26 protein-coding genes and 2 pseudogenes are annotated in these 26,473 nt (G+C 58.5%); 16 read left to right on the top strand and 12 right to left on the bottom strand.

Annotated features, from left to right (window positions below; all coding sequences use genetic code 11):
• Positions 1-352 precede the first annotated feature (352 nt).
• From GR197_RS16125 to GR197_RS16115, 3 genes are read left to right on the top strand one after another with little or no spacing between them, the layout of a single operon-like run.
• Positions 353-871: a nutrient deprivation-induced protein gene (locus GR197_RS16125; RefSeq protein WP_164011258.1), complete on the top strand. Its 519-nt coding sequence runs from the start codon at positions 353-355 to the stop codon at positions 869-871.
• On the top strand, positions 868-1,284 hold the full coding sequence (locus GR197_RS16120; protein WP_164011256.1) for a phage holin family protein: 417 nt from the start codon (positions 868-870) through the stop codon (positions 1,282-1,284). Before GR197_RS16125 ends, GR197_RS16120 begins: the two co-directional genes overlap by 4 nt.
• Complete coding sequence (locus GR197_RS16115) at positions 1,284-2,294, top strand: DUF3618 domain-containing protein (protein WP_164011254.1); 1,011 nt, start codon at positions 1,284-1,286, stop codon at positions 2,292-2,294. Before GR197_RS16120 ends, GR197_RS16115 begins: the two co-directional genes overlap by 1 nt.
• Positions 2,295-2,525: 231 nt before the next feature.
• On the opposite strand, the gene GR197_RS16110 is transcribed toward GR197_RS16115, so the two are convergent.
• Positions 2,526-4,304 (bottom strand): hypothetical protein, encoded by a 1,779-nt coding sequence (locus GR197_RS16110; RefSeq protein ID WP_164011252.1) that lies wholly within the window; start codon positions 4,302-4,304, stop codon positions 2,526-2,528.
• A 261-nt stretch (positions 4,305-4,565) separates the two neighbouring features.
• Between GR197_RS16110 and GR197_RS16105 the strand changes: the two genes are divergently transcribed.
• Both GR197_RS16105 and GR197_RS16100 read left to right on the top strand, forming a co-directional pair.
• Positions 4,566-5,033 carry a hypothetical protein gene (locus GR197_RS16105; RefSeq protein WP_164011250.1) on the top strand — a complete coding sequence of 156 codons (468 nt, stop codon included), beginning with the start codon at positions 4,566-4,568 and terminating at the stop codon, positions 5,031-5,033.
• Positions 5,034-5,068: 35 nt separating this feature from the next.
• Complete coding sequence (locus tag GR197_RS16100; RefSeq protein ID WP_164011248.1) at positions 5,069-5,566, top strand: CYTH domain-containing protein; 498 nt, start codon at positions 5,069-5,071, stop codon at positions 5,564-5,566.
• A gap of 100 nt (positions 5,567-5,666) precedes the next feature.
• Here GR197_RS16100 and GR197_RS16095 read toward each other — a convergent pair whose 3' ends face one another.
• From GR197_RS16095 to GR197_RS16085, 3 genes are read right to left on the bottom strand one after another with little or no spacing between them, the layout of a single operon-like run.
• Positions 5,667-6,602, bottom strand: a complete 936-nt coding sequence (locus GR197_RS16095; protein WP_164011246.1) for a DUF2950 family protein — start codon at positions 6,600-6,602, stop codon at positions 5,667-5,669.
• Positions 6,603-6,634: 32 nt separating this feature from the next.
• A complete protein-coding gene (locus GR197_RS16090; protein WP_164011244.1) occupies positions 6,635-8,035 on the bottom strand; it encodes a DUF3300 domain-containing protein in 1,401 nt (466 codons plus the stop codon).
• A gap of 43 nt (positions 8,036-8,078) precedes the next feature.
• A complete protein-coding gene (locus tag GR197_RS16085; RefSeq protein WP_164011242.1) occupies positions 8,079-8,390 on the bottom strand; it encodes a hypothetical protein in 312 nt (103 codons plus the stop codon).
• A 320-nt stretch (positions 8,391-8,710) separates the two neighbouring features.
• Between GR197_RS16085 and GR197_RS16080 the strand changes: the two genes are divergently transcribed.
• From GR197_RS16080 to GR197_RS16060, 5 genes are all read left to right on the top strand, one after another.
• On the top strand, positions 8,711-9,052 hold the full coding sequence (locus GR197_RS16080) for a DUF3302 domain-containing protein (RefSeq protein WP_164011239.1): 342 nt from the start codon (positions 8,711-8,713) through the stop codon (positions 9,050-9,052).
• On the top strand, positions 9,052-10,209 hold the full coding sequence (locus GR197_RS16075; protein WP_164011237.1) for an HlyD family secretion protein: 1,158 nt from the start codon (positions 9,052-9,054) through the stop codon (positions 10,207-10,209). Before GR197_RS16080 ends, GR197_RS16075 begins: the two co-directional genes overlap by 1 nt.
• A 117-nt stretch (positions 10,210-10,326) precedes the next feature.
• Entirely contained in the window at positions 10,327-12,027 is a 1,701-nt protein-coding gene (locus GR197_RS16070; RefSeq protein ID WP_204330232.1) for a SulP family inorganic anion transporter, read from the top strand.
• Positions 12,028-12,044: 17 nt separating this feature from the next.
• Positions 12,045-12,884 carry a polyphosphate kinase 2 gene (ppk2, locus tag GR197_RS16065; protein ID WP_164011233.1) on the top strand — a complete coding sequence of 280 codons (840 nt, stop codon included), beginning with the start codon at positions 12,045-12,047 and terminating at the stop codon, positions 12,882-12,884.
• Positions 12,885-12,917: 33 nt separating this feature from the next.
• Entirely contained in the window at positions 12,918-14,027 is a 1,110-nt protein-coding gene (locus tag GR197_RS16060; protein WP_164011231.1) for an AI-2E family transporter, read from the top strand.
• A 90-nt stretch (positions 14,028-14,117) separates the two neighbouring features.
• Here GR197_RS16060 and GR197_RS16055 read toward each other — a convergent pair whose 3' ends face one another.
• The 4 genes and pseudogenes from GR197_RS16055 to GR197_RS16040 all read right to left on the bottom strand — a co-directional run bounded on the left by GR197_RS16055 (position 14,118) and on the right by GR197_RS16040 (position 15,962).
• The gene (locus GR197_RS16055; RefSeq protein ID WP_164011229.1) at positions 14,118-14,354 is read right to left on the bottom strand and encodes a hypothetical protein; all 237 of its coding nucleotides are present in this window, start codon (positions 14,352-14,354) and stop codon (positions 14,118-14,120) included.
• A 208-nt stretch (positions 14,355-14,562) separates the two neighbouring features.
• Positions 14,563-14,898: a potassium channel family protein gene (locus GR197_RS16050; protein ID WP_164011338.1), complete on the bottom strand. Its 336-nt coding sequence runs from the start codon at positions 14,896-14,898 to the stop codon at positions 14,563-14,565.
• 197 nt (positions 14,899-15,095) lie between these two features.
• Positions 15,096-15,416, bottom strand: a pseudogene (locus GR197_RS16045) (calcium/proton exchanger); the annotation flags it as partial.
• Between the two features lie 186 nt (positions 15,417-15,602).
• Positions 15,603-15,962, bottom strand: a complete 360-nt coding sequence (locus GR197_RS16040) for a hypothetical protein (protein WP_204330231.1) — start codon at positions 15,960-15,962, stop codon at positions 15,603-15,605.
• A gap of 261 nt (positions 15,963-16,223) precedes the next feature.
• Here GR197_RS16040 and GR197_RS16035 point away from each other — a divergent pair.
• A pseudogene (locus GR197_RS16035) lies at positions 16,224-16,409 on the top strand (amino acid permease); the annotation flags it as partial.
• A gap of 174 nt (positions 16,410-16,583) precedes the next feature.
• On the opposite strand, the gene GR197_RS16030 reads toward GR197_RS16035, so the two are convergent.
• Complete coding sequence (locus GR197_RS16030; protein ID WP_348643281.1) at positions 16,584-16,847, bottom strand: hypothetical protein; 264 nt, start codon at positions 16,845-16,847, stop codon at positions 16,584-16,586.
• 432 nt (positions 16,848-17,279) lie between these two features.
• On the opposite strand from GR197_RS16030, the gene GR197_RS16025 reads away from it, so the two are divergent.
• The 3 genes from GR197_RS16025 to GR197_RS16015 all read left to right on the top strand — a co-directional run bounded on the left by GR197_RS16025 (position 17,280) and on the right by GR197_RS16015 (position 21,028).
• Positions 17,280-18,527: a sensor histidine kinase gene (locus GR197_RS16025; protein WP_164011227.1), complete on the top strand. Its 1,248-nt coding sequence runs from the start codon at positions 17,280-17,282 to the stop codon at positions 18,525-18,527.
• A complete protein-coding gene (locus GR197_RS16020; RefSeq protein WP_164011225.1) occupies positions 18,493-19,161 on the top strand; it encodes a response regulator transcription factor in 669 nt (222 codons plus the stop codon). The genes GR197_RS16025 and GR197_RS16020 overlap by 35 nt, the downstream gene beginning before the upstream one ends.
• Positions 19,162-19,249: 88 nt before the next feature.
• Positions 19,250-21,028: a hypothetical protein gene (locus GR197_RS16015; RefSeq protein ID WP_204330230.1), complete on the top strand. Its 1,779-nt coding sequence runs from the start codon at positions 19,250-19,252 to the stop codon at positions 21,026-21,028.
• A 50-nt stretch (positions 21,029-21,078) separates the two neighbouring features.
• Here the strand turns inward: GR197_RS16015 and GR197_RS16010 are convergent, their stop codons facing one another.
• Positions 21,079-22,041 carry a hypothetical protein gene (locus tag GR197_RS16010; protein WP_164011222.1) on the bottom strand — a complete coding sequence of 321 codons (963 nt, stop codon included), beginning with the start codon at positions 22,039-22,041 and terminating at the stop codon, positions 21,079-21,081.
• Between the two features lie 149 nt (positions 22,042-22,190).
• Between GR197_RS16010 and GR197_RS16005 the strand changes: the two genes are divergently transcribed.
• On the top strand, positions 22,191-22,835 hold the full coding sequence (locus GR197_RS16005) for a helix-turn-helix domain-containing protein (protein ID WP_164011220.1): 645 nt from the start codon (positions 22,191-22,193) through the stop codon (positions 22,833-22,835).
• A 123-nt stretch (positions 22,836-22,958) separates the two neighbouring features.
• Positions 22,959-23,225 carry a hypothetical protein gene (locus GR197_RS16000; RefSeq protein ID WP_164011218.1) on the top strand — a complete coding sequence of 89 codons (267 nt, stop codon included), beginning with the start codon at positions 22,959-22,961 and terminating at the stop codon, positions 23,223-23,225.
• An 84-nt stretch (positions 23,226-23,309) separates the two neighbouring features.
• Here GR197_RS16000 and GR197_RS15995 read toward each other — a convergent pair whose 3' ends face one another.
• Together GR197_RS15995 and GR197_RS15990 are read right to left on the bottom strand one after the other, a co-directional pair.
• A complete protein-coding gene (locus GR197_RS15995) occupies positions 23,310-25,250 on the bottom strand; it encodes a mechanosensitive ion channel family protein (RefSeq protein ID WP_432444203.1) in 1,941 nt (646 codons plus the stop codon).
• Positions 25,247-26,458, bottom strand: coding sequence for an alpha/beta hydrolase (locus tag GR197_RS15990; protein WP_164011214.1), 1,212 nt, complete (start codon positions 26,456-26,458; stop codon positions 25,247-25,249). Before GR197_RS15990 ends, GR197_RS15995 begins: the two co-directional genes overlap by 4 nt.
• Between the last annotated feature and the right edge of the window lie 15 nt (positions 26,459-26,473).

Here is a 26,473-nt window from a genome sequence, read left to right as displayed (position 1 = left end):
GGCGATTACGGAATAACTACCCAGTTCGCAGACCGCGACGGAAACCGCATCGCTCTGGCAGGGCCCCTTCCGAGCCTTTCGATCGATAGTTTTCATAAAAGCCAGGGAGTTGATGGGTATTCGGTCTGTCTACCTCGATCTCAAGGAAATTGCGAAAAATTGAACAGCTCCGATCCATCGCCCCTCTCACGACATGCGTTGATGGCGCGTGTCCGCCGGTTCAGCCTTGCCGTCGTCCAGTCGTCCCTCCGCAGCGACACGGCTTTTGTTCAACCTCAGACCCCATCATCGGGAACAAAGCTAGAAGATTGAGGTTCGTCCTCCACAAACGATCACGCCATGGAGGCCCTCGATGACAGACGAATTTTCCGCTCCGACAGGAGAACGCAGTCCGTCTGCGAACGCCTCACCACTCACTGACCTGAAAAACAAGCTCAACGCGGACATCAGCGCGACGAAAGGCATGATCAAGGAGGGCTCCGGCGCCGTCATTGAAAAGGTCGACGAGGTGGTTTCCGAGCAGGCGCATTTTGCCGCGCATCAAGTGAGCGGCATTGCAGCGGCATTTGAAAAGGTCGGGGCGGAACTGGAAGCCTCCGATCAGCGACAGGTCGGCCGCTACGCCCGCGAAATCGGTAGCAGCGTTGCAGCCGTTGCGAAAAGGATAGAGGGCAAGGACCTCGGCGAAATTGCTTCATTGGCCGAGAATTTCGGGCGCAGGCAACCAATGGCATTCCTTGGAATTGCGGCGCTTGCAGGCTTAACCGCAAGTCGGTTCTTGATCGCCTCTTCGAAACGAAGTGATCAAGATCGCCCAACGGGTCCGTCGACTACAGTGAAATCGGTTTCTGGAAGCGGGGATTTCAAATGAAAAATTCCTCTGACAATACGCCTCTGTCAGAACTAATCGGCGGGCTCTTACGCGACGTCACCGGTCTTCTGCGCAAGGAGATCGATCTGGCCAAAACCGAAGCGTCGGAGAAACTATCCAATGCTTTGAGCGGCGTTGAAGTGCTTCTGATCGGACTGGTCATGGCGATTGGAGCCGTCGGCGTCCTGTTGAGCGCCATTGTCAGCGGCATAGCCGCGTTGCTCGTGGCGCAAGGATTTGCCGAGCCGACGGCCAACGCGCTGGCTTCCGTAATCGTCGGTGCAGTGATTGGCATCATTGCATGGCTCATGATCGCTCGCGGTCTTGCCGCTTTCCGACGCAGCAATTTGACGCTTGACCGAACGACGACTTCGCTGCGCCGTGACGTGCAAACCGTGAAGGATAAACTCTGATGGAAACGTCTACAGACAAAACGTCCGCCGAGCTTGAGCGAGAAATCGAGCACGATCGGCAACGACTTGGGGATCGTATCAACGCCATCCAGGAGCGAATGTCGCCTGGCCAACTGGTCGATGAGGTTCTCGCCTACGCCAAGAGCAGCGGAGGCAGCGAGTTCGTCGGCAATCTCGGCTCGGCGCTAAAGGAAAATCCGCTTCCTGTTGCCCTGATGGGCGTCAGTCTGGCTTGGCTGATGGCCAAAGGCAGCCCTCCGTCGACCGCCCCGTCAACTTCGCCAACCGGCCCGGACTTTGCACTTTACCCTGTTCAAGGGCCCGTGCGCCGCATTGGCCCGCCCACATCTATCGGGGGCGTGCGATACAGCCATTTCGGCGACGGGTCCGGGAAGCAACTGAAGGCGCTCACCGACGAAACGGGACGTCGTGCCGGTCATTTTATAGACGAGACGGGCAAAACCTATCGCGGTTTCGTCGATGCCAGTGGCAAGCAGGTCAATCAAATCCTCGACGAGACCGGTGCGATTTTCGACTCGGCATCCGGCTGGGCCGCAGAAAAGTGGGAACAAGCCAAGACGGCAGCGCAAGACATCGCCGATCGCGCGGCGGGGACCGCCAGCTCGTTGACCAGCCGAACCTCTACCGCGGCAACCAATCTGCAAGAACAGACCACCCAGCTCAACGCCATGATCCTCACCCAGTTTCGCGATCAGCCGCTGGTCGGAGGCGCACTGGCTTTCGCCGTAGGGGCGGCTATCGGCGCGGCGCTCCCGAGCACTGAGACGGAAGACGAGTTCGCAGGAGAGGTGTCAGATGCTGCCAAGGAAGCGATGAGTGCTGAGACGTCCGAGCTTGTTGATCGAGGCAAAGCCGTTGCCTCGGAGGTCTACGACCGTGCTGTGGCGGTCGCATCGGAAACTCATGACGAGATCAAGGATCGCCTCTCTGAGGAGGTTGAGGCTTTAAAGAGCGGACCAGGAACTCGCGGAAATATACCAAGCTTGTGATGTTGGGGAGGGGGCAAGCCTCCATCAGCCGAATTGTTTTTGCGACGTTCCGGTAACCGGTCCGATCTCGCCGTTCCCAGGAGAGACAGGTGACCGGTCGACCATCTTGCCAGTTAAGCGTTACACCCTAACGTCGCCTGCCGCAGCAGGACTGGCCTGGAGTGGGATAGAGTGCCGGCGTTCTTGCGGCAAGTTCGGCCATTAGCGCAATCGCGATGCCGCTGGTATCCGTCACTCGTTCGGCGCTTTGTCCGGCATCGACAGGCCGGCGGCCTCTATGCCTGCGAAAAACCGGTCCTGATCTTCGGCCCGCGCCAGCCGCTTGACGACTTCTGGCCGAACGTTCGAAATCAATGCAGGTGTTTTGCCCTTGATCCATTCCAACTGCTCCTGCGCCTCCTGCTTCTTTCCAAGCGCGCCGAGAATAGACAACAATACGAGACGATGCATCGGATTGTAGTTCAGGTCCGACATACGCGACCATAGTTCGGCAGCCTGCAAATCGCCCCGCATGAAAGCGCACAGCGCCATTCCAACCTCGTAATATCCGCGCGGACCGGCATTTTTGCCGACAGCTTCAGATATCAATCTGCAGCCTCTATCCCACTGCCCCGACATTGAAAGGCGCAGGCCATATTCCCCAACCACATCGGGATCGTTCGGGTTGTTGGCATAGGCAGCGGCGCCGGCGTCCAACGCCCCAGGCTGATCATCGCCGAAAAAGTCGGCAAGCATCAGCGCTTGAAGTGCGCGTGCGTTCTTCGGATCGAGCCGCACCGCATGTTGGGCAAGCTCCTTCGCGACGCCGAGCGTCAAAGCGGTCGGTTTGGTCTGAAGCTGGTATGAAAAGCGGAACTCGTCGAGGTTGATCAGCGAAAGCAGCGCCGCGACATTGGAATCGGCAGGCGCTTTTTCCATCGCCTCTTGCAGGCAGTGTTTTGCCACTTCAAGTGCCCGCACCGTCATTTCGCTACGGTAGCTGTAATAGGAGAGAATGCACGAAAAGGCGTCCGCGCTTCCGGCGATGGTTGCGGTATCGCTCTGAAACATCACGCCGAACGGGCGGGCGACAGCCGTGGCGATATCCCCCGCAAGGCGTGCTTGGGTTTCTGGGATACCTTGCACGTCCGTGTCCGCGTCATAGTTTCTTGCCCAGATGACCGCCGCGTCCGCCCGTCGCACGAGCCTCAGGATTGAACGCAGCCTGTTGCCGTCGAGCTCCACACTTCCCTGAAGGGCGTAGAGCGGCTCTGACGAAGCGACGCCGTTATTGCCCGGCACCGCTGTGACCACAATGATCTCATTGAAGCGGACCATCTTCTCGATGATGTCGTCGGTCATGCCCCGGGCGATATCGGTCGCGGGAGCCCCGTCGGATACAGCATCAAGGCGCTCGACGATGATGCTGGGGCGGGTATCACCTGCCTGTACCGTTCCGCGGTCCGAGCGCGGCGACCGAACTTGCTGAAATATGCCCACTGCCGCGGCGACGAAAATGACCGCGCCTGCCACCAGAAGCCAGGGCCGCCTTGATAGGGGTCGGTGCTCAACGCCGATCTTGTCTGCCGCCGTTTCGACCTCCTCGCCATCGTCGCCTGAGAGCGCTGGGCCAAGAGGCTGCTCCATTGGCAACACTTCGACGGGTTCGGCGTTGGGGTTGACTTCGAAGACTGGCGCGTATCCGCCTTTGGGAATTGTGATGATGACCCGATCGTCACCGCCATCAGTCAGGTAATAGTGTTCCAGTTCGCGTCTCAGTCGCCCTGCTTCGATCCGAACACATGGATCTTGTTGGGCATCGAAGTTCGCATCCCTGCCAAAAACGGCTTGCGCAACGGTAAACGCTTTCAAGTACTCGCGACGGCCCGCAAGCGTTTCCATCACCACGAATTCGAGGAATCTTCTCGCCCGTTCCGGGAGGCGAAACTCCCGGCTGGCAAGAATTCGGTCGAGTTGTTGTTGCACCTCGTCTTGGGAAGCGGTGCTTCGGTCAATGCCTGCACTCGTCATCGGGGCCCCCGGGTTCCGATTGATAACAACTTGCAGTATGTCGTCCCAACGATAATCTCAGCCTGGCGTAACGGCAATCCTGACCCAACCGAGCAGCCCAATAATGGCCAAAGGAGTTCGTTCTATAGTCGGTTGAGGTATGAAGGCGCAGTGCGCGGAATACCAGCGTAAGATACCGTATTCTACCACAGCCGACATGTATTTTACTGCCTTAATCTCCCAGCTCCCCCTATCATCATCAAATATCCTGGAGGAGCTGCCATGACATCCCCTGAGACCTCGACCCCTCATCCCATGACCAGTGCAGAGGAATTGCGCAAACGTGCTCTGGAGCTTCAGCTTCTCGAGATGGACCGCAACGACAAGATCAAGGCGCGTGAAGCAAAAAAACATGCGGATTTCGTCGAGGATTTTTTCCGCAAAAGCATCGGCGAAGCCGAACGCACCGTTATCAAGCGGCTGGTGATGAAGGCCGCCGCAGACGGCAAATACGAGGCGCTGATCTACAGTTTCCCGTCGACGTTCTGCTCGGACAGCGGACGCGCCATCAATAACAACCTACCTGGATGGCAAAAGACCCTGCAGGGGAAGGCAAAGGAACTCCTCGAACTCTTCGAGGCGGTTGCAAGGCCGCAGGGCTACGGGCTGAAGGCCATGATCATCAGCTTCCCGGACGGCATGCCTGGAGATGTCGGCTTCTTCCTCACTTGGGAGCCGCCTGTCGATTGACGCCGAAGCCGCTGGGCGGAGCGGAGGAAGATCACTTGAAAGCGACCGAGATCGAACGCAAGTTCCTGATCCGCGATAATAGCTGGCGCGATAGCGCCGGCAATTCGCATGTCCTGCAGCAGACTTACCTGTCCCGCGGCGAGAGTTCGATACGCGTCCGCCTGATCGACGGGCATTCCGGGTGCCTGACGATCAAGTTCCGCATAGCGGAGCTCTCAAAGGAGGAATTCGAGTACGAGATCCCCGTCGAAGAGGCACGCGACCTGCTCCTCCATGCAACCGGCCACGTCATCGAAAAGACGCGCTACCAGGTCCTCCATCACGGCAGAATCTGGTCCATAGACGTCTTTGCGGGCCGCTATGAGGGATTGACGCTCGCCGAGATAGAAATGGCAAGCGAGGATGATCGGCCAGACCTGCCGAGCTGGCTTGGGCAAGAAGTCACAGGCAATAAGCGCTACTCCAACCGCGCGATGGCCGCTGCCCGGAACCTCCCCTCCCCGACGCAAGGCGTTAGCGCCAGAGCCGGATAGGCCGGGGGGCCAAGTCTAAATCCCGTTTCCAATGTCAGATCAGGGATGAAGTCGCCCGAAAACTAACGGTTTTCGGGCGACACTCTCTTGGAGCTAGTGGCTACTGGCTGACAACAGTCCAGTTGGCATCCGGATTGAAATCCTTGATCGCCGCGGCACGCTGTTCCGTTTGCGGGCCGAGGTCGCGCTGATAGATGACGCTCGCCCCGTTGACGATAAAGGTCTCCACGCCGGTCACCCGATATGCGACGGGCCAGGCGAGCAATGCAAAGCCGGCGGTCATATAGCCATTGACGATGTAGCTTTGTTTGCCGCCGAGAACGTTGTCACCCTGGGCGGTCAGGATGCGATAGCGGTATCCGAAATAGCCTTGGCCGCGTTTGGCGGCGCCGAAAGCCGCCGTCTCGACCAGGGCGCTAGCCGGGCTTTCTTCGCCAAAGACGCTCGGGTCCCAATACAACCCGTCCAGCTTGCCCGGACTGCTGATCAATTTTTTCGCGAACTCGTAAATGCCGTCGCCATCACGGTCCTCGGAAGCATATTGATACTGAGCGGCGACATATTCGTGCATGGTATCGATCGTTGCGAGTTCGTTTTCGCCGACCCGGCGATTGACGATTTCCTGAAGGCCGCCCTTGGTATCAAAGAACCACTTCCCTTGGTTTTCCGTCAGCGGGAAGGGCAAAGGCCAGAGCCTGTCGCCGATCGCGACGAACTTCCGTCCACTGAGATCCTCCAGGATCATCTGTCGTGCGGCGCCTTCGCGGATTAGCCCATAGGTGATCATCGCCTCGTTGCTGGACCGCAGCTTATCTGCCTTCAAGCCGAGAAGACCTGCGAACCCGTCGACATCGTTGCTAGCCAGCACGGCCTTCAGGCGATCGAGAACCTCCGCCGGCGTGCCAAACGACGGGGTCGGACCTGCCGCCGCAAACTCGGTAAGATCGGTCTGCATCTGCGACACTGACGGCGTCGCGGAAACCACGCAGAGCAGGGAAGAAAGCATAAGCGGGATCAAGGCTGATTGAGGTTTCATCATAGAACTCCGGCATCTTGGAGGGAAGACATTTACCGCCGGCCGCCGCCGCCGCGGCCACCGCCGCCACCACCACGGCCACCACCACCGCCACGCGATACTGGCGGGCGGGAACGCTGTGGCGCTGCACGCGGCGCAGAGCGCTGCTGGCTGCCCATGCTCTGCGCACCGCGCTTCGAGGAAACCGCTTCCCGACGGCCGGATTGGACATTGCCAAGCGCACTCGGCTGCCGGTTGCGATTGTCGGACCTGGCGGCCATCTGCGGCTTGTTGGCTTTTTGCGCAGGCCTTGCCGCCGGCTTGTTCGGTCGATTGGCTGACGTTGCCGGGCGCGTGTCGGGACGAGACGCGCCTGGACGATTGGCCGCGTTCGGCGCTCTGGGTTGCGGCTTTGCCTTCAGCCCCTGCACCGTTCCCTTCCGGATGTCGTCGGCGCGGGCGCCGACATCACGCGTACCCGGCCTCTGGCCTGCATTTATTTCGGACGCTCTGTTGCGCAACTGATTGCGATTGTCGGCCTGCAATCCGGATTTGATCGACGAGCGGTCCAGCTTGGCAAGCTGGTCCTTGCCGATGCTCATTTTGCTGCGGTCGACTTTCGACCAATCGACATCGTTCCACTTCATCTTGCCGTTGAAATTTCGACCGTTTAGGCAATTGTTGCAGTCGATGTCGATGTCACCACCGCCCCAGCGACCGCCCCATACCCCCCAGTCGTCCCAATTGACGACGGCCGCCCAGGCGAGCCCGGTGACGGCGCCGGCAAAAAACGCCGCGCCGGGATAGTAATAATTGTCGTAATAATCGGGATAGTAGGAGATCGGTTCGGCTACATAGTCCGGTTGGTACAGCATCTCCGGCGGATATTGCGGAATATAGATTTTCTGCGGATCGGTCGGCCGGATGATGACGTTGTCGTTTTCCGTAACGACAGTCACCTTGTCATCGGTCTTGATGATGTTCTTTGCCACCGCCTCGTCGCGAAGCTGCTGAATAGCGATCAGGACGTCCTTTTGCTGGCTGCCAAGCGCAGCGGCCAAGGATTGCGTCCATTCGAGATCCTCGCTCATCATCTTGACGATATCAGGATAATTGAGCAGCGAAACGACGCTCCCGTCCCAATCGCTTTTGGGCTTGAGGTTGTCGTTCTTCTTTTTGGTATCCAGGAAACGCTGGGCTTCGATGATCTGCAAGGGGAAGAGCGATGCGGCCGAAATCGCCGCGACCAGTTCGTCCGGATAGAGCGCGATCCGCGCCACGAGCACTTCAAGTTCATCGTCTGAAAGGAGTGTCGCCGTGGACTGTTCTGCATCCGCCTGGTCTGGCGCAGCAGCGGGTGCAGGAGCCTGCGCTCTGACCGGGAGTACCGGCTGGAACGCGATGATCGCCAAGATCGACAACCCGACCAGCAACTTGCGGGAAACTCTATTCATCGCACACGGACCTCTCTTATTAATCGTTGAACGACACAGGCTTTCACCGCAGTTTGGGGGTAATTGGCGTCCGCCTGAGCATCACAATTTTCGATTGTGCTATCGCTTCCCTCATCTCTTTCAGCAGCGCATCGACCAACCCCGCATATTCGAGCCGTCGCGCCTCCCTCACCGCGTCAGACAGCTGTTCGACGCGGGCCAACGCCTGCGCCGCCGCAGCGAGGTCCTCGCACATGCTGTGAAAGGCATCGTTGACGTAGAAAAGTCGCTGCACCAGCCTTGTCTGGTCGGGAAAATAAGCTTCTGCCGCTTCAAGGGCGGACAAATATGTCGAACCACTTTCTCCCGACACCATCTCCGCCCCCGACACCGAACTGCGCCAGCAGAGATGGAACTATATATCAGGCGAACCGCCCCAAGACGTAAAATACGCGATCCTACGCTCGCCGGGGCTCGAATCGATTTGCGCATTCGACAACCGAGCCATGGAACAGGATGGATCTGCCTATCTGGCGTTTTTCCTTCGCACTCAGGCGCATCCACTCAGGCAGATTGGCTGCAGACGCCCCGATAGAGATTACGCGATGCTACGGGTCTTTGCACCGAAACGGGCCTATTATCCAATCCTCGCTTGCGATCAAATGGCTCGGACAGACCAAGCCGGAAGGGGGATCCGTGTTTCTCGACTATTTTGCCTTGGGCGTCTTAGTCTTCGTCGTGGTCACGCTCTTTTACGCCGTGATTGCAATCCATGACATTCCCCATCTGATGGCCAAGGCACGAAACCACCCCCATCAGGACGCCATTCATGTTGCCGGTTGGGTCAGCCTCTTCACCCTCCACGTGATTTGGCCGTTTCTGTTCATTTGGGCGACGCTTTACCGCGAAGACAGGGGCTGGGGCATCCGGCAGGACGGCAAGTTATCCGCCGAAGCTGAGGCGAATGCGGAAATTGCTCGTCTCCATGCAAGAATCGCCGAGCTCGAGACACAGACGCCGGAGAAGGAGAACGCCTGATGGATCTGCTCCTCGTACTCACCTACGCCGCAATCTGCTGGGTAGTCTTTAAAATATTCAGGATCCCGGTGACCCAATGGACGCTCGCAACGGCCGTTCTTGGAGGGATCTTCCTCATTTCCACCCTGCTGCTCCTGATGAGTTACAACCATCCCTATTCTAGCGACGGGCGCATCTACTTCACCTCGGCTCCGGTCATTCCCGTCGTCGGAGGCCAGGTCATCGACGTCCCGGTGACAGCGAATGCGCCGTTGAAGAAGGGCGACATTCTCTTTCGCATAGATCCGCGGCCCTATCAGTTTACCGTCGATCAAAAGAAAGCCGCGCTCGCCGAAGCCGAGCAGTCCGTCCTGCAGTTGAAAGCGGCCGTCGATGCTGCCAATTCAGCAGTCACGGGCGCCGAGGCCTCGAGGGACAGGTCCCAGCAGGCCTTTGAGAAATTCCAGCAGTCGAACGAGAATGCGAAGTCCAACGGCAGGGGCGCCGTCTTTTCCGAGCTCGAGGTCGAAAACCGGCGCGGCATTTACCTGACGTCAGAGGCCACGGTCGAGACGGCCCGCGCCCAAGCGTTGCAGGCAAAACTTGCCTTTGAGTCCGAGATCAACGGAACCAACCCGACCGTTGCAAGGCTGCAAGCGGAATTGCACAACGCCGAGTACGAACTCGACCAGACGGTCGTGCGGGCTCCGACCGATGGTTACGTCACGCAGGTTTTCCTGCGCCCTGGGATGATGGCCAATCCGCTGCCGTTGCGCCCGGTCATGGTCTTCATCGACAGCCAGGACCGCATGCTGGCGGCAGCTTTCATCCAGAACTCACTGCAGCGCGTGCGCGTCGGTGATGAAGCGGAGGTTTCCTTTAGAGCCGTGCCCGGAAAGATATTCAAGGCACGGGTGCAGGGGGTCATCGATGTGATGGCCCAGGGCCAGTTGCAGCCGAGCGGTGCGCTGATCGATCCACAATCGCCCGAGCGCATATCGCCCGGGCAAACGCTGGCTCGGATCGAGTTGCTCGAAAATACCGACGATTATCAACTGCCAGGCGGCGTCGTCGCCGATGTCGCGGTCTACACCCACCATTGGCACCATGTCGCAGTCATGCGCAAGGTCCTGTTGCGGATGAGCAGCTGGATGAACTTCGTCTTCCTCGAACACTAACGGCATGTCCCGCAGAAACCCTGCGTCGGTTTATGCCGCAAAAACCAACTCTGACGCGCCGAGCGGGCGAGGGCAACGGCAAGGGATAAGGAGCCAGGGGTGATAGGAAGTCTTCCCATGTTGCGGGGCCTGGCCGGATTCAACCGAGCCTGGCTCCGCAGTGACATTCCGGCCGGCTTGTCGATCGCAGCCGTTGGCTTGCCGAGCGCCATCGCCTACCCCGCCATCGCCGGTCTGCCCCCGGAGACGGGCATCTATGCCAGCATCGTCGCGCCGATCGCCTATGCGATCTTTGGACCTTCCCGGCTCTTGGTCGTCGGGCCTGATGCTGCGACCATGAGCGTGCTGGCGGCTGCCATGGGAGCAATCATCGCAACTGGACCGGCTGCGACCGATACCGACAGGATCGCCATCGCCTCGGCTCTTGCCCTTGGCGTCGGCGTCTTTTGCATTGCGGCAAGGTTATTGCGGCTCGGTGTCCTGGCGAGCTTTCTGTCGCGTCCCATTCTGGTGGGATTCTTTGCCGGCGTGTCGGTGTCGATCCTTGTCGGACAGATCGGCCGCTTCACAGGGCTCAAGATTGAATCGGATGGGTTGATCCCGCCACTCCTAGAGCTCATCGCCAAGGGCAATCTCATCCACTGGCCTTCGTTCCTCCTCGGCCTCGTGATGTTCGCGTTGCTATGGATCGTCCGGGCCTTTCATCTCAGGGTCCCAGGCCCCGTTCTGGTGGTCGTCCTCTCGGTTATTCTCTCTGCTATCTTCGACTTCCAAGGTCGGGGGATCGCGGTTGTCGGCGACATCCCGAGCGGACTGCCGAGCCTGTCCCTGCCCGCGTTGCATCGGATGCCCCTCGATATGATCGTGATCGGTTCAGCCGCGATCTTTCTCGTCAGCTTCGGCGCCGGCATCGTCGCAGCAAGAAGCTTCGCCTCGCGAACCGGAGAGGAGGTCGACGCCAATCAGGAGCTGATCGGACTTGGCGCTGCCAATATCGCACCCGCTCTGTTCGGCTCGTTTCCGGTCAGCGTCTCGGATTCGCGAACCGCGATAAACCTGTCGACCGGCGGCGTTTCGCAGGCCGCCGGACTGGTATCGGCAGCGACACTGATTGCCGCCCTTGTTTTCCTGCACAGTGCCTTGCGGATACTTCCCATCCCGGCGCTCGCGGCAATCCTTGCAACGGCGGCGATCAGCCTCATCGATGTTCACGAACTGAAGAAGATCTGGCGCGTCAGTCGTATGGAATTCATCTTTGCGCTGATTGCCATGTGGGGTGCGATCAGCTTTGGGGTCCTCAACGGCGTGGTCGTCGCTGTTGCGGCAACTTTCGCCTATCTCCTGCGTCAGACGATGTTCCCGCGCGACGGTCTTCTCGGCCGCATCCAGCGACGGCATGGCTTCTTTGACCTTCGCCGATTTCCCGAAGCCCGCCCGGTCGAGGGCGCCGCCGTCTTCGCCATCCAGGGCAGCATTTTGTTTTACAACGCCGATTACCTGCGTATGCGACTGACATCGGTGGCAAAGGAGCTCGCTGTCGGAACCAGATGCCTCGTGCTGGATGCGAGCGCCATCACGCATATCGACAGCACCGGCGCAACAGCACTGGAGGCCGTGGCCGAGCTCCTCGCCAAGCGGAACATCATTTTCGCGTTAGCCGACCTCAGTGAAGAGAGCCGCGGCATTCTCGAACGTGCCGGCGTCATCAAGGCGATCGGAGCCGAAAATCTTTTCAACGGCAGGGAGGAAGCCCTGCGAACGCTGATCGGTGATTTCGATCGGACCGGACCGGCAGCTTCGGCAGCCAACGCACCTTAAGCACAGGAGGGAGAGCTATGGACGAGAATTACGAACCGAGCCAGATCGATGTGAAAGCCGACAGTGGCAGCAAGGACAAAAAGAAAAAGAAATGGGATTATGAAAAGGAAATCGGCCTCCTGCAGGTGGAGCTTGCGCATCTGCAAGCCTGGGTGAAGAAATCCGGTGCGAGGATCGTCATCATTTTCGAAGGACGCGATGCTGCCGGCAAAGGTGGCATGATCAAGCGGATAACGGAAAAGGTCAGTCCACGCGTATTCCGGGTCGTGGCTCTGCCCGCTCCGACCGAGCGCGAGAAATCGCAGATCTATATGCAGCGCTACATCGCCCATCTGCCGGCAGCCGGCGAGATCGTGATATTCGACCGCAGCTGGTACAACCGTGCCGGCGTCGATCGCGTCATGGGGTTCTGCAGCGAAAAGAAGGCGGAGCGCTTCCTTGAATTGGCGCCTCGCTTCGAGGCTTCCATCGTCGAAAGCGGCGTCGTTCTGCTGAAATACTTCCTCACGGTCGGCGAGGAGGAACAGGAGCGTCGCTTCAAGCGCCGGATCGATGACCCGCTACGGCAATGGAAGCTGAGCCCGATGGATGTCGAATCCTTTCAGCGTTGGTGGGATTACACGCGCGCCTATGACGCGATGCTGCGGATGACCGATACAAATCACGCACCGTGGTGGATTGTGCCGTCGGACGACAAGAAACGCGCGCGGATCAACTGCATCTCGCACATCCTGCAATCCATCCCCTATGAGCGCCTCAAGTTTAATGCGCCGGATCTCAAAAAACGCCAGAAGCGGCCGGCCGACTTCGTCGATGATCACAGCATCCGACATGTCGTGCCCGACGTCACCTCATAAACAACCGAGCCTAGAACGGACGGCGCCGCGACGATGGACAGGTCAGCCGAGACGACGACGCAAAGAGGTGAGGCCGGACAGGTTTCGATAGAGGCGAAAGTCAGCGATCTGGTTCGATTGGGCATCATCGGGCTTTTTGCCTACTGGACCATGAAACTCATCGCTCCCTTCGCACTCATCGTCATCTGGTCGGCGATTCTCGTGGTCGCACTGTTTCCGATGTTCGAGGCGCTCACGCGGCTGATCGGAAACAGACCGGGAATTGCCGCCACGATCATTGTCATCGGCTGTCTTGTGCTGATCATCGCACCGCTCGCCCTCGTTGCGGTCAATTTTGCCGATGCCGCGCAGGCGCTGATCGGCAAGTTGTGGTCGGGAACCGTCACGCTCCCCTCAGCCCCGGAAGCGGTGCGGGCATGGCCGGTCGTCGGCGAGCGAATTCATGACACATGGAACCAGATTGTTGGTGACCTGGCCTCCACCATCGTCAAGTTTCAAGCGCCCATTCGTGAGGTCATGGGGGGTGTTGTTGCAAAGCTCGCATCGATCGGCGGCGGCGTATTGAGCTTTGTCGCCTCCATCATGCTTTCCGGCTTGCTTCTGACCAGGGCGGCGCACCTGGCGACAGCAATTCAGGCGCTGGCGAGCCGGGTCGGCGGGGACAGAGGTGTCGGCTTTGCCCGGCTGGCAGGCGCGACGGTGCGAAACGTTTCGCGCGGTGTCATCGGCGTCGCCTTTCTGCAGACCTTGCTTTGCGGTTTATGTTTCGCCGTTTTTGGCATGCCAGCGCGCGGGGCACTGACCTTTCTAGTCTTCATGTTCTGCGTGATGCAGCTCGGGCCAGGCCTGGTGCTCCTGCCTGCCATCATCTGGGCTTGGTTTTCCTGGTCGCCCGTCACGGCCTTTGCCTTTACCTGCGTCGCGGTCCCGATCACGCTCGTCGACAACATCTTGAAGCCGATCTTGATGTCGCGGGGCCTCTCGACTCCAATGCCGGTCATCCTGATCGGCGTGATAGGAGGAACTCTATCATACGGTCTGCTGGGGCTATTTTTGGGACCGATCGTCCTCAGTGTCTTCTATGAACTTCTGAAAGCCTGGGCATGGCCATCCGATGCACCGGAGGGATCAAAGGCCGCTTGAAATCACTGGGATGGGCAGATGCTGGTTCCATGCGGCAGCTCAGATGGTATGTCTCCGTCTGTCGATGGACGCTTTCGCGGTGTTCGGCATTCAGTCTTTGGTGCAATAGACGGCGACCTCGTGCTCTATTTCGCGGCAGACTTGTTCATATTCGGTGATTAGCGTCTGTTGCCTTGGATGTTGTCTTCGGAAACGGTCCAGAGCATCGGCGGCAAGATCATAAGCCTCGAAAATCTCACCTAGCGCCTCACTGGCCTGATCGGTCAACGCGCGACGGAACTCGGGGAGCCTCAGCATCAGCTTCCTCCGTCCACGCTCTTTACCCATTGAATAACTCCGCGCTCACCTCTGCAAGGCCTCCCAAACTGCGTGAACACCAGATCGTTCCCTCGCAGAATGTATTTCAAAATCGCAGGTTTGACCGGACCGCTTTCGAATTGACGCCGGCCGTCGAAGGGATGTGCGGCGAAAGCCGACACAAGCATGAAAAAACCGCCCCTTTATTTTCCCCGAAGGTAGCAGCCGCTGCATTGTATCAGGGCTCATCTGGCCGGTCTCTCCCATTCCGGCTGTCTTGATCGGTTGCGCTCAAGGCCTTCACTGTGACAGCCGCAACGACGCCGGTCAGCACGATTCCTGCAAAACCAATTACCAGAGCAAACATCCGGGCCAATACATGTTTGGGCGTAAAATCACCATATCCGATGGTGAGTCCGGTCACAAAGGTGAAGTACAGGGCTTCGTCGATCCTCCAATTCTCGATGCGCCATATTGCCAGGCCAGACACGATCATTACCGACACGATGCCGGATAGGATTGGCCAAATGATACGAAGCTGCCGGGCAAGCGCGATGAAGAACAGGCGTCTCATTTGCCTGGCGCCCAGCTCGTCGCCTTTTCCGACTGGCACGATTTCCACCTCTCTGCGGTTCAGCATCAGACCTTATGAAGCGGCAACCTTCTTCAAATTCAAAAGAGCTACAGCGTCCTTCGCACGCGGCGCTGTCGAACATCGTGGAACCCCTATCGCCCCGCCCCCGGGCTCGGGCATCATTACGCTGCACGACCTCACTGCATTTGCGGCGGCAGGACGTACAGCGTTATGGCGAAGATCGAATAGACCATCAGCACCAACACGCCGACAATCCATGCCGACCGTCCGCTGTTCGTCACGAACATCGCCGTGATGGTCGCAAGGAAGACCATCACCACGACACCCGACCAGAACTGCAGATTCATCGGCGACGGGCCGATCACCTAACTCAGCAAAACCAGGACGGGTGCAACGAACAACGCAATCTGGGAAGCGCTTCCGAGCGCGATGCCGACGCTGAGATCGACCTGGTTCTTTCGAGCCCCGGAGAACGCCGAAGCCATTTCGGCGGCGCTTATGGCTATTCGAGAACAGTTAGGGCAGCGGTTACACAGCATCATCGGGCCCAAAGGCAGAAGCCTGGCGGCCCTCCGCCTTTGCTGGTGGCGGGAACGCCGTAGGCCAAGCTTGCGTCTTCTGCTCGGTCGAGGTGCAATCGCCTCAGCCTGACATTCCTGGGGGCACGCCAACGCAGATCGTCGTTATTTTGTATAAAACGTCATGTTTCCGTTGCGCGCCCGTGACGCCCACTCGATATCGTTCGGCCGCAGCTTTTTGGTCTTGAGCTGCGCCACGAGCCATTTGTTCTCGCGAATTGCGGCTCGAATGGCGTCAATATGCGCTTCACTGCCTGGCTGTGGGTGTGAACCGGTCTCTGAAAAACCTGCGACCCGGTAACTTACGATCGTGAATCTTTTGCCATGATAAGCCCGCACCGCGTCAGGCAAATTCTCGCTCCAGTTCATTCTTCGATATTCGCGTCGATCCTGCTGAGCTTGTATCGGAAGGGTACCGGCGAAAGCGGTCAACGCGGCAATTCCAATGATCACGGCGATCTTCATTTCTCTAACTCCTGAGAACAAATTGATCCTCGGCACGTAGGATAGCCCATGCGCAGGAGCCGGGCATTGCGTTCGATCAATGTTGCCCAAGCGAGAACATGATGAACGGAAGGCCGTTCCCGCATGGGCACGCACCCGGCAAGTTGGACGATCGCAGATTGGACCGGATTGCGGTGCCTATTGTTTTGGTGGAAGATCACACTCAGGAACCGCTGTCCGGAAGCGCGTCGGCACGGAAAGGCAGATTCTCCGGATGTCTTCATGACAAGGTCGCCAAACGGCAAGAGCCTGGGACTTGCCGGCTGCGCCGCCATCGTGGTCGGAAACATCGACGGGTCCGGGTTTAATCTTTCCCCGGTTGCCGTCGCTCCCTATGGCAATCTGGCGATCATCCTCTGGATCCTTATGGGCGCCGGTGCGATCTGCCTCCGCCTCACCTTCGCGCGCCCTTGAACGCCGAAACCACGCATGTGGCCCTCCCTGCAGCTTCTTTGATCGCGGCGCCGCCGCTCGTTTATCGACCATCACACTATTGGGGCCGGCTCGGGCAGGTCATTGATCGCAGACAATTGGCGGCGCAATATGTGGTGGGTGACTCCAAGAGAGAGGCTCATCCCATTTTCACTGAAGGCTCGAAACGACACATCGATAGATTTGCCATATCCGCCAATGTGTGGGGTGGACGTCGAGCACTTCACCCGTCATGGCATTGATCCAGCCATCGGGGAGACGCTGGCAGGGAAATACCAGCGCATGAACGCCGTCATCGTCGATGACAGCGAGTTCTATATCAAGTTCGAACGGAGCTTCGACAGGCAACCGCCACATCGCCGCGCCCTCCCCCAAAGATTGACCAGGTTGACCCGGATGCGAGGTGTCATTCAAGCACGCTGTTCCACCGGCATGCCTTGCCTCGATCCCGTCTAAACCATCGACATGGATCCGCTATGCACTGGCATTGCGATAAGATAGTAGTCGCGCGGCTTTTGTTCGGAGATAGAGCCGACGGCCTTTTGGCATCGCTCATCGATCTAAAGGATCAACCTGCCATCAGACTCTGGTTTTATTCACTGCCCGAATGGCCACGTTGCCTTTGCTTCTCACAATAATAGATCAATGAAGCGCGCGCATTGCGCCGGATCAATTGGATAATGGCAAGCCCTGACAACAGATCGGCCAAAAGTCCCGAGGGACGAACAATAGAGGCTACCCGATCCTACACCGGTTTCTCATCCAAGGATGGTAGTATCAGGCTATCGGTCGGGAAAAGCGACGCTCCCAACGGCCAATGCGTCTCAAAGGGCGGAGGAGAGCATCATGCCCATCAAGATGGAGGCACCGCATGTCTCTGCCGAAACTAGTACCGCTGCCCCGATTGTGGTGGGTCAAATATGGTCGTTGACGCCCCAAATGCCATACCCCGAGCCCGCGCGCGCCTTGACCGAAGAAGAAGACGGGCGGCGGATGGATTGGATCCAGCAACTCCACGAAGACATGCCGGATGCGGTATTCTTTATCAGCCATCTCCACGTAATTTCGGCCTGCAACAAGGCTGCGGTCGCGTTGTTCGGCTACGAAGAGCGGGAGTTGATCGGACGCAAGATCGACTTTGTCTGGCGTCCGACACCGAATGTTAAACTCAAGGGACGATGGGGAGACCGCGGCGCAGTGCGTGCCGGCCTGGCGCTCACCAAGAACGGAGACCAATTCCCGACTGCCTTGACCATCGTTAGAAGGCATGGCGAAAAAGGCGTCTTCACCACAGCGATTTTCGAGGATTATCAAGCCGAGGGCGAGACTTTGCGTCAAGTTCAGGAGCTTCAGCACGAGGTCGCTCGCCTTGCAAGAGTGATTGAACTCGGAGAAATGGCATCCACGCTTGCGCATGAACTTTCCCAGCCGCTGTCCTCCATCGCAGCTTATTCCCAAGGGTGCGGCCGCCTCGCCACCGATAGCCCCCGGCGCAGCGAAGAGCTGCGTCAAGCCCTGTTGGAAATCACACAGCATGCGCTATGGGCAGGTAGTATTGTCCAAAACATAAGAGAATTCGCCGCGCGCGGCACCTCCGAGCGGACATCGCAGGAGATGCACGAACTGATCCATCGGGCGATACGGCTTGCGCTTATGGGGTCGCGGCGAAAAGACCTTCATACGAACTTCCAGCTCAAGGCGGCGCGGGACGTCGTTCTCGCAAACGGCGTTCAGATCGTGCAAGTGCTCACAAACCTCCTGCGCAATGCTTTGGAGGCGACGGAGTGTGCCGAGCAGCCCTCTATCGGGGTCCGGACGACAGTTGAGAACTTCTCGTCTCTTGTCGTTGAAGTGTCCGACAACGGCTGTGGGATTGCACCCGAGATGGAAGGATCGTTGTTTCGCCCCTTCGTGACCGGCAAGCCACATGGCCTCGGTATGGGCCTGGCATTGTCCAAGCGCATTGTTGAAGCGCATGGGGGCCGCATAAGCGCGCGCAAAGGAGGAGACAGGGGTTCGATCTTCTCGTTCTCAATTCCGCTAGTGGAGACCAAAGCAGATGGCGAACGACCTTACGATCCATCTCATCGATGACGAGGAGTCGTCGAGACGATCGTTGACGTTTTTGCTGGTGTCGGCAGGTTTTGCCGTGCGGGCGCACAGCTGCGCAAACACGTTTCTGGAGCTTCTGCCGCTTTCGGGCAGAAGCTGCCTCATCACGGACCTGCGCATGCCCCACGTCGACGGCATAGAATTGCTTCAGCGCCTGAACCGGCTGGGTGCGGGCGTTCCGTCGATCGTCATTACCGGCCAGGGCGACGTCGGTGCAGCGGTCAACGCGATGAAGGCGGGGGCATCGGATTTCCTGGAAAAGCCTCTCAGGGAGGAAGCTTTGATCGCGGCCATCCACCTGGCAATGGGCCAAAGGCGGCAAAGTCACACCATCGCCGGTTCCGAGACCGTCGCGGCGCGCGTTCGTCAGCTCACGGATCGCGAACATCAGGTTCTGACCGGCGTCCTCGACGGGCTGCAGAACAAGATGATCGCCTATCATCTGGGTATCAGCTCGCGGACAGTGGAAGTGCATCGCGCCAACGTGATGGCCAAGATGGGCGCCCGCAATCTTGCGGAACTCATGCGTATGGCCATGACCATTCACGCGGTTAAACAATCAATTGAAACGCGCCGAACCTCACCGGTCAAAGTCTGGCCAGCCTGCGCTCGTTAGTTCGAACTAGCCCTTGCAACTGCAATCTACTCAGCTATGGTGATTTAGAAGACGCTTATAAGTGCTTAATCAAGTCGTGGGGGCGATAATGAGAAGCGCGGCAAAAGCTAATGTATTTAGCAGTCTTACGCCGACCGCTGAGGAAATTTGCGAGCAAGTTCAACGAATTCTCGGAAGCGAAGAGTTTCACGCCCCGAAGCGGGGGCGAAATTTCCTGGAGTTCGTTGTCAACGAGACGCTGGCTGGACGATCAAGCTTTCTGAAGGCATTTACGATCGCCAATGTCGTTTTTGGGCGGGAAGCCTCCTTTGACCCGCAGAATGACCCAGTCGTTCGCATCGAGGCTGGTCGAATACGAAAAGCCCTGGAGCGCTATTATCTCGTCGTAGGCCAAGCAGATGAGGTCATCATAACGGTCCCTAAAGGCGGATACGTACCGCATTTCGAATATGCTCTGGACACGTCCGTGCCAGCGCCACCCGGTAACGGCCCGCAAAACGCGCCACCCGCAGACCTGGCGGATCAAAGACATCCGCATCCCGAGGGGCAACCTCCGGCGCTGCCAACCGCTCGCGGCGTCGCAACCGGACTTCTTTTCTTCTTCGTTCTCCTTCTCCTCGCACTTGGCTCCGCACTTTTTGTAGCGCGAAATGTCCCTACGGGTTCTCCATCGTCGGCTACCTACAGGCCAAAAGTTGCTGTCGAGTTTTTTGCAACGAGCAGCACCATCGACCCCAATCTGGATATCGCGCGGGGCCTGAGGGATGACATTATTGGCCAGCTCGCCCAACTCGACGACATCGTCGTCGTTGCCGATGCGTCAAGAGATGATCATGCCGCTGCTGCAGACTACGCTCTTCAAGGCAACATCCAGATGGACGGACGTAAGCTGCGCTCCGTTGCAAGGCTGGTTCGCCAAGCAGATGGAGCCGTCGTTTGGGCCAGTAATTTCGATGCCGAACTTCGCGCTCAAAACAAGCTTGGTATTCAGACAAATGTCGCCGGGCAAATCGTCAGCGCGTTAGGCCAGCCCCTTGGCGCGCTCTTTCAGGCCGAACCAGGTTTGGTCGCCGTGCCGATGAAGAACGGGGATCATGATGCATATCCCTGTGTCTTGGCCTATCATAGTTATGTCCAGACGATGACCGCTCAAAGTCATGGCGCCGCACGCGAATGCCTGTGGCAGGCAACCCGCCGTATGCCTGACAACGCTACATCCTGGGCGCTTTTGTCGATGGTCTACCTTGACGAAATCAGATTTCGCTACAAGCTCGGAACAACGCCCTCTGCTGAATCTCTCGAACTTGCAACCGTTTCGGCCGAGCGGGCCGCTTTGCTCGCGCCGCACGATCCCCAGGTGCTGCGAGCAATGATGCTGGTGAACTTCTTCAGGGGGGATATCGACAAGGCACTTGCGGCCGGGACTGCAGCTTACGCTGCAAATCCTAACGATGTGGAGGTTGCGGGCGAGTACGGACTGCGACTGGCGATGTCCGGAAAATGGCAATCAGGCTGCGAGCTGATATCAATTGCGATCGACAAAAATGCCGGTTCCCGAGGCTACTACCAAGGCGGCATGGCGCTCTGCGCATTTATGCGGGGCGATATGCAAGCCGCGGAACAGTGGTCGCGAAAATCCGATCTTGACTGCAACCCATTGCGTCATCTCGTATTGCTATCCATTCTCGGAGCTGCGGGGAAGTTGGATGAGGCCAGGGTGGAACAGGATTGGCTCCATATCAACGCGCCCGCCTTGATGACGAACATCCGCCAGGAGATGTCCTTACGTCTGAAACGTCCTGAAGATCAGGAACGATTTTTTGACGGCCTGCGCGCCGCCGGCGTGGCGGTCAACCTTCCATCGTAAGATTGACATCGGGTTTTCCTAGAATAAGCCCGTAAAGATTCATGTTACCGCTATGGCTGGGAGCCCGAGCGGCCCAGTTTGCGGCTGCTTGAAATCTCCTTGGTGATTTGAGCGGCAACCTCGTCCTCGACATCGAGAATAGTTTGATCACTGAGGTCGCGATCATATTGATTTGCCCAGATGACCGCGCCATCGGCGCCGTTTATCAGGCGGACATGCAGACGGAGAACCGCGCCGCCCTCGACAAGAGCACTCCCCTGCAAATTAAAGAGCGGGCCGATAGGCTCCGTACCGAATTGCCCGGGGGTCAGCACGACGAAGCCGTTCACCTTGACGAGCCTGGCGATGAGCTGATCGACCACTCCCTTCGCAAAGTCTGCTCCTTGCGCGGTAGCCCCGAGGGCTGCGAAAGGTTCGACGACAATCCTGGTGTTGCTGTCCAACATTGACTGGGCAGGAGGTGGCAAGGTCCCCGCCGGCGAGAGGTAGGACGCGAGGGGACGGATAAGGGCGAGAACCGCCATGGCGCCCAACAGTGCAGGAATGCCGATCGGCAGGAGGAGATCGCGATAGGTCAGCGGTCTCTCGTGCCCGGGGGGATTTTGCTTTCTCTCATTTAGCGCAGACACGTCGCCTGGGTTGGAGGCTTCTTCACCGCTCGAAAAATGCGGAGCATAGCCCCCTTTGGGAATGGTGATCCGTATCGGGTCGCTGCCTCCGCAAACGAGATAGTACCGTTCGATTGCGCGACGGATACGCCCCGCCTCAATACGGACAACAGGATCGTTCTGCGCGTCGAAGGAGGCATCGCGTCCGAAGACCGCCTGTGCGATCGTAGAGGCCTTGAGGTGCTCGCCATGGCCATCTAGCGTCTCTTCCACGATATATTGGAGAAAGCGGCGGCCGCGTTCGGGAGCGAGGAATTCCGGACTTGCGAGCATACGATCAAGCTGTGCGCGAATGCTTGCCGGTTCTTGTCGTGCCGGGCTGTCCCCTCCCTCTTCCGATGCCATTTAGACCTCCCGCGATACGGCTCTTCAGGGGCAATAGCCTTATACACCGGTCCGTGATCGCCTGCTTCCGTAGCAATACGTAAGGGGTATCTCGAATACCGAGGAACGCAACGATTGCTTATGCTGCAGCGTGGACGGGAGCAACGCGCATGTTTCAAGCTCAGGCGGTCAGAAAATTCACGACGGTTCCCGACCACCGCCACAGGGCGGGTCCAGGGGCGGCAAAGGATCAGTCGATAAAATTCAGCGCCGACGAGACGATCTATAGCGAAGGCGAACACGTTACTGCGATCTACCAGGTCGAAGCAGGCGCAGTTCGGATTTACCGGCTCACATCGAATGGCCAGCGGCACATCTTATCGTTCTGCGGCAAGGGCGAATGGTTCGGGCTCGAGATCGGAAATGTGCGAACCGATTTTGCAGAAGCCATCTGCGAAACGCGCGTAAGATCGTTTCGGACCAATCAGGCCGCGGTCGTTCCCATCGATCTTTTACAGATTGCCCTGACGGGCCTTGCCAAGGCCCAGCAAAAACAGCTCATCATCAGCGAGCAAAGCGCGCTGAAGCGCCTTGCGGCCTTTGTTCAGGAGATGGTTGAACGTCATCCCGAGGATCCGGAATTCGATATCATGATGTGTCGCAGCGATATTGCCGACTATCTTGGCCTGACGGTAGAAACGGTTGCCCGCTCTTTCACGAAGCTGCGGGAAAAACACATCCTTCGTCTCAACGGCAAATCGCAACGAATTGTCCGGCTTCTCGACCGGGATGCACTCATCGCCTTAACGATTTAGCGAAAGCGGATATTTGCCAGGAGTGTAACAAAGGGGTTGAACCATGACATATGTGTCCCGCCAAAGATCGAAACGATTTGTTGCAGGCTTGATGGCACCGCAGTGGTGGGGTCGGTTTTTCAGATGACCGTCGCCCGCGCCGAGGACGATCCCTTCTCTCAGTTTCCGCTGGTCATCCATTGCAAATACAACGAAACGTACCATGCGTTTTACATATCGAGGGTCTCCCATGACGGTGTGGCGACCTATGCGGCATCTGACCGGATCGCCGGCACGATCACGCTCGATGGCAAGGCGAAGGCGGTCGGTGGGTTGGGAGGCGGCAGTTGTGTCGGCAAGACATTGGTGGAGCTTCGCGCATCGCAGCAAGCTTATGATTTGAAACCTTAAATGCCGAAACTGTGAGCGGTTTTCGGACATAGTCATGCTCCTCATTTCAGAACGGGAGACAGACGATGGGCTGACCCTGTAAGCTCACTTCGCCGGCGTCGCCGCGTTTGCCTGCTGCGCACGGATCGCTTGAGCGGCCGCCGCGGCCCCCTTGTCATCTCCCCCGACCTGCACCGTCGGCTGCGCGAATGCAATCCCGTTGGCCAGGAACACCTCGCGAATCTTGGCATAGGCTTTGCGACGGATATAGGTCTGCATGCCTGGAAGTGTGGTCATGGCGAAGCTCAACACGATGCCGTAGTCGCCGAACTGCTCGACGCCCTTCATTTTCAGCGCTTCCAGGAAATGCGGGCCCAGTTCAGGATCTTCGATAAGCTCGGCTCCGACCTTCTTGGTCAGCTTGCGCGCCTTGTCTATATCGGTATCAAACCCGACGGTGATCCTGAACTTGTCGATCACCCAGTCCCGGCTCATGTTCTCGACAGCACCCAGTTCGCTGAACGGCACCGTGAACACCGGGCCACGATGATGGCGCAGACGAACCGAGCGAAGGCTGAAGCTCTCCACCGTTCCCTTGTAATCCTTGGCCTGGATGTATTCGCCCACCCGGAAAGCGTCGTCGAGCATGTAGAACACACCGTTGATGATGTCCTTGACTAGGGTCTGTGAGCCGAAACCGATCGCGACACCGAAGATGCCTGCTCCCGCGATCAACGGACCGATCTGGACACCCAATTGCGACAGCACGATCAGACCCGCCATGACCGCAACAGCGACGGCCAATGCGTTGCGGAAAATCGGAAGAAGGGTGCGAAACCGCGCACGTCGGGCGGCGTCCGCTGGCGCGAGCGTTGTTGTACCGGTCGATACGCTCAGCGTTCGATCAATCCAGCCCCGCGCGATCTGCCAGAGAAGGTCAGCAACCACGAGGATGAGAACACTTTTAAGGCCGCCGTAAAAAAGCGCGGCGATCATCGGGTCGCGCTGACCCAACGTGTCAGGGTTGAGATGCCAGACAAGCGCCAGCCATCCCACGGCGAAGACGATAACCGCGGCGCGTGCGCCGCGCGCGATCAAAATACCGCGCAGACTACCGGGATCGCTGGTGAAGGATAGTGCCAGGCGACCGACGGCGTTCAGGATTCCCGGCAACACCAGCGCGTAGGTGCCGATCCAGAAGAGGCCCCTCATATTGAGACACCAGATGAACCACAGGACGACGAGATAGGCCGTTACCGCAACTTTCCAGCCACGGCTTCCCTCCCAGATCGACCATGCTGCTTCGATCGCGAGCAGCATTCCAACCACCGAGAAGCAGTAGCTGATGGCGTTGCTGATCTCAGGAGAAACCCCAAGTGGCTCGCCGACGACGGCCGTGGCGACCGCAAAACAAGCGAGCCCGAACAGAACCAACAACCTCCTGCGCAGCGGGGAACCCATTGCCGCCACCGACAGGAGCGCGGCAGCCAATCGAAATACGATGAACGCGGCGAGATAGGCCAGAAGCGTCACTCGCGCGAGTGGCGGCCAGTCGATCGCGAAAAATACGATTGCCATCGCTCCGGCGAAGATGCCGACCGGGATAAGCCGGCCAAGCAATGCCTCACGGCGAGCGGCAAACCTGCGATACACCGCCTCGGCGGCGAGACCGAAAGCGACCAGGCCGCCAAATATCACGAATATCGGCGCATAGCCCCTGCTGGCGGCTTCGCGTCTTGCTCTTGTCGCCGCCGCCGTCACTTCCGCCGGTATCGCAGGTATCGCCGAAAGGATCTGGTTCACGCCCAGCCGCGCCCCAGCCTCCCACTTGGCCAAGGCAGAATTGCCCGCAGGTGAAACGGGTGTCAAAGGCTCGCGCTGCTTGCGGCTATCGAGCCAGGCCTTTACGTCCGGATCCTGCAGCAGGCGAACGAGTTCGTCGATTTTCTGTTGCGGCTCCGCCGGCGGAGTTTGCGCCCAGGCATTCAATGCGAACAGAAAAACGGCAGTAAAGGAAAAGAGCCATCTCAACCTGGAACTCCTCATTGCGTCAGCGTCTGTTGCTTCAGGTCGCCGTCGAGCGTGTCCTTAGCGGATCGTGGCGGTCTCTGTTGCCTGGTGGGCTGCTCGATGATCGCAATCGGTGCCGCGACAGCGGTAGCGGCAACGGTGCCGATATTGGTCACCGTTCCGCCGACGACGGCCGTAAGGCCTTGACCCAATGTGACTTTGGAATCGGTAAGGGTCTGGCCGGTCATGAGGCGCTGTCCGATGAGTTGGACGATCTCGGGGCTTTCGGCGAATTTGCCGTGGTTGAGACTGTCGCTGCTCTTCACCTTTGTCAGGTCGATGGCGGTGATGCCGGCTTTTTCCAGCTTCGAGCGGTAGGGCTCTTCGGCCGGATTGATCGCGCCGAGACGGGAGACGCGTCCGGTGATGAAGCTGGAGATCGCAAGAGCCTTGTCATCCTGAGAGACGAAGATCGTGAATTTCGGACGGGGCTCGCCCATCTCCACATATTGTTTGGCAAAGACCTGGATGTCGATGTCAGGTGAGGCCAGGATGACATTGTGGATCTTCGAATTGACGTGGCCGTCGCGTATTCCCATCTGCCGCAGAGATTCCATGGCAAGCCATGTGCCCATCGAGTGGGCCATGATGGTGATGTCCTTGACGTTGGGATCAGCTGCCAGCGTGCGCAGCGCCTGCTCCAGCGCCGTGCGCGAATAATTCGTACTTTCCTTGTCGTATTGGTAGGCGGTAATCTCTGCTCTCGACGGCCAGGTGAACAGGACCGGCGTCGCCTGCATCTTGCTGTCGTGGACGATCTGCGCCAGCCGGAAAACCGAATCCTCATAGGTGTTGTTGAAGCCGTGAATGAAGACGAGCGCATGTCCGCCGTTTACATGCTGCCGAAACCAGACGCGGCCTTGCGCCACCGTGTCGATCTGCTGAACACTGGTCACGGCAAAGTCGGTGGCAGGATCGGGCGGAAGGCGCATTGGCCACTGCACGGTGCCGACTTCGCGCTTTGCTGGAATAGAAATCGAGATCTGGGTCAGATGCGGCTTGGAACTGCGCTCGCCATTGAAGAGCGTGGCGGGGCTTCCGGAAGGCTCGCGCGTGGTGGCGACCAGCATGTCGACCCTAGATGTCGGTGGCATCGACGATGACATTGAAACCGGCGTCATCACGCCGTCCGGATGCCCGCAACTCGTCAGGAGGAGAAAAAGAGCCACACCACGTTTTGCCATGCACGCATCCACACA

It is taken from the genome of Rhizobium phaseoli, assembly GCF_010668805.1.
Classification (GTDB): Bacteria; Pseudomonadota; Alphaproteobacteria; order Rhizobiales; family Rhizobiaceae; genus Rhizobium; species Rhizobium phaseoli_A.
This window is presented reverse-complemented; position numbering and strand designations above follow the sequence as displayed.

Coding starts and splice junctions, on each gene's coding strand:
- GR197_RS16110 (WP_164011252.1), bottom strand. CDS start 4,304: ATGACGAGTGCAGGCATTGACCGAAGCACCGCTTCCCAAGACGAGGTG.
- GR197_RS16090 (WP_164011244.1), bottom strand. CDS start 8,035: ATGAATAGAGTTTCCCGCAAGTTGCTGGTCGGGTTGTCGATCTTGGCG.
- GR197_RS16020 (WP_164011225.1), top strand. CDS start 18,493: ATGGCGAACGACCTTACGATCCATCTCATCGATGACGAGGAGTCGTCG.
- GR197_RS16095 (WP_164011246.1), bottom strand. CDS start 6,602: ATGAAACCTCAATCAGCCTTGATCCCGCTTATGCTTTCTTCCCTGCTC.
- ppk2 (WP_164011233.1), top strand. CDS start 12,045: ATGGACGAGAATTACGAACCGAGCCAGATCGATGTGAAAGCCGACAGT.
- GR197_RS16075 (WP_164011237.1), top strand. CDS start 9,052: ATGGATCTGCTCCTCGTACTCACCTACGCCGCAATCTGCTGGGTAGTC.
- GR197_RS16000 (WP_164011218.1), top strand. CDS start 22,959: ATGACCGTCGCCCGCGCCGAGGACGATCCCTTCTCTCAGTTTCCGCTG.
- GR197_RS16015 (WP_204330230.1), top strand. CDS start 19,250: ATGAGAAGCGCGGCAAAAGCTAATGTATTTAGCAGTCTTACGCCGACC.
- GR197_RS16115 (WP_164011254.1), top strand. CDS start 1,284: ATGGAAACGTCTACAGACAAAACGTCCGCCGAGCTTGAGCGAGAAATC.
- GR197_RS16125 (WP_164011258.1), top strand. CDS start 353: ATGACAGACGAATTTTCCGCTCCGACAGGAGAACGCAGTCCGTCTGCG.
- GR197_RS16050 (WP_164011338.1), bottom strand. CDS start 14,898: ATGAGACGCCTGTTCTTCATCGCGCTTGCCCGGCAGCTTCGTATCATT.
- GR197_RS16010 (WP_164011222.1), bottom strand. CDS start 22,041: ATGGCATCGGAAGAGGGAGGGGACAGCCCGGCACGACAAGAACCGGCA.
- GR197_RS16060 (WP_164011231.1), top strand. CDS start 12,918: ATGGACAGGTCAGCCGAGACGACGACGCAAAGAGGTGAGGCCGGACAG.
- GR197_RS15995 (WP_432444203.1), bottom strand. CDS start 25,250: ATGAGGAGTTCCAGGTTGAGATGGCTCTTTTCCTTTACTGCCGTTTTT.
- GR197_RS16025 (WP_164011227.1), top strand. CDS start 17,280: ATGCCCATCAAGATGGAGGCACCGCATGTCTCTGCCGAAACTAGTACC.
- GR197_RS16055 (WP_164011229.1), bottom strand. CDS start 14,354: ATGGGTAAAGAGCGTGGACGGAGGAAGCTGATGCTGAGGCTCCCCGAG.
- GR197_RS16005 (WP_164011220.1), top strand. CDS start 22,191: ATGTTTCAAGCTCAGGCGGTCAGAAAATTCACGACGGTTCCCGACCAC.
- GR197_RS16105 (WP_164011250.1), top strand. CDS start 4,566: ATGACATCCCCTGAGACCTCGACCCCTCATCCCATGACCAGTGCAGAG.
- GR197_RS16040 (WP_204330231.1), bottom strand. CDS start 15,962: ATGAAGATCGCCGTGATCATTGGAATTGCCGCGTTGACCGCTTTCGCC.
- GR197_RS16085 (WP_164011242.1), bottom strand. CDS start 8,390: ATGGTGTCGGGAGAAAGTGGTTCGACATATTTGTCCGCCCTTGAAGCG.
- GR197_RS15990 (WP_164011214.1), bottom strand. CDS start 26,458: ATGGCAAAACGTGGTGTGGCTCTTTTTCTCCTCCTGACGAGTTGCGGG.
- GR197_RS16120 (WP_164011256.1), top strand. CDS start 868: ATGAAAAATTCCTCTGACAATACGCCTCTGTCAGAACTAATCGGCGGG.
- GR197_RS16070 (WP_204330232.1), top strand. CDS start 10,327: ATGTTGCGGGGCCTGGCCGGATTCAACCGAGCCTGGCTCCGCAGTGAC.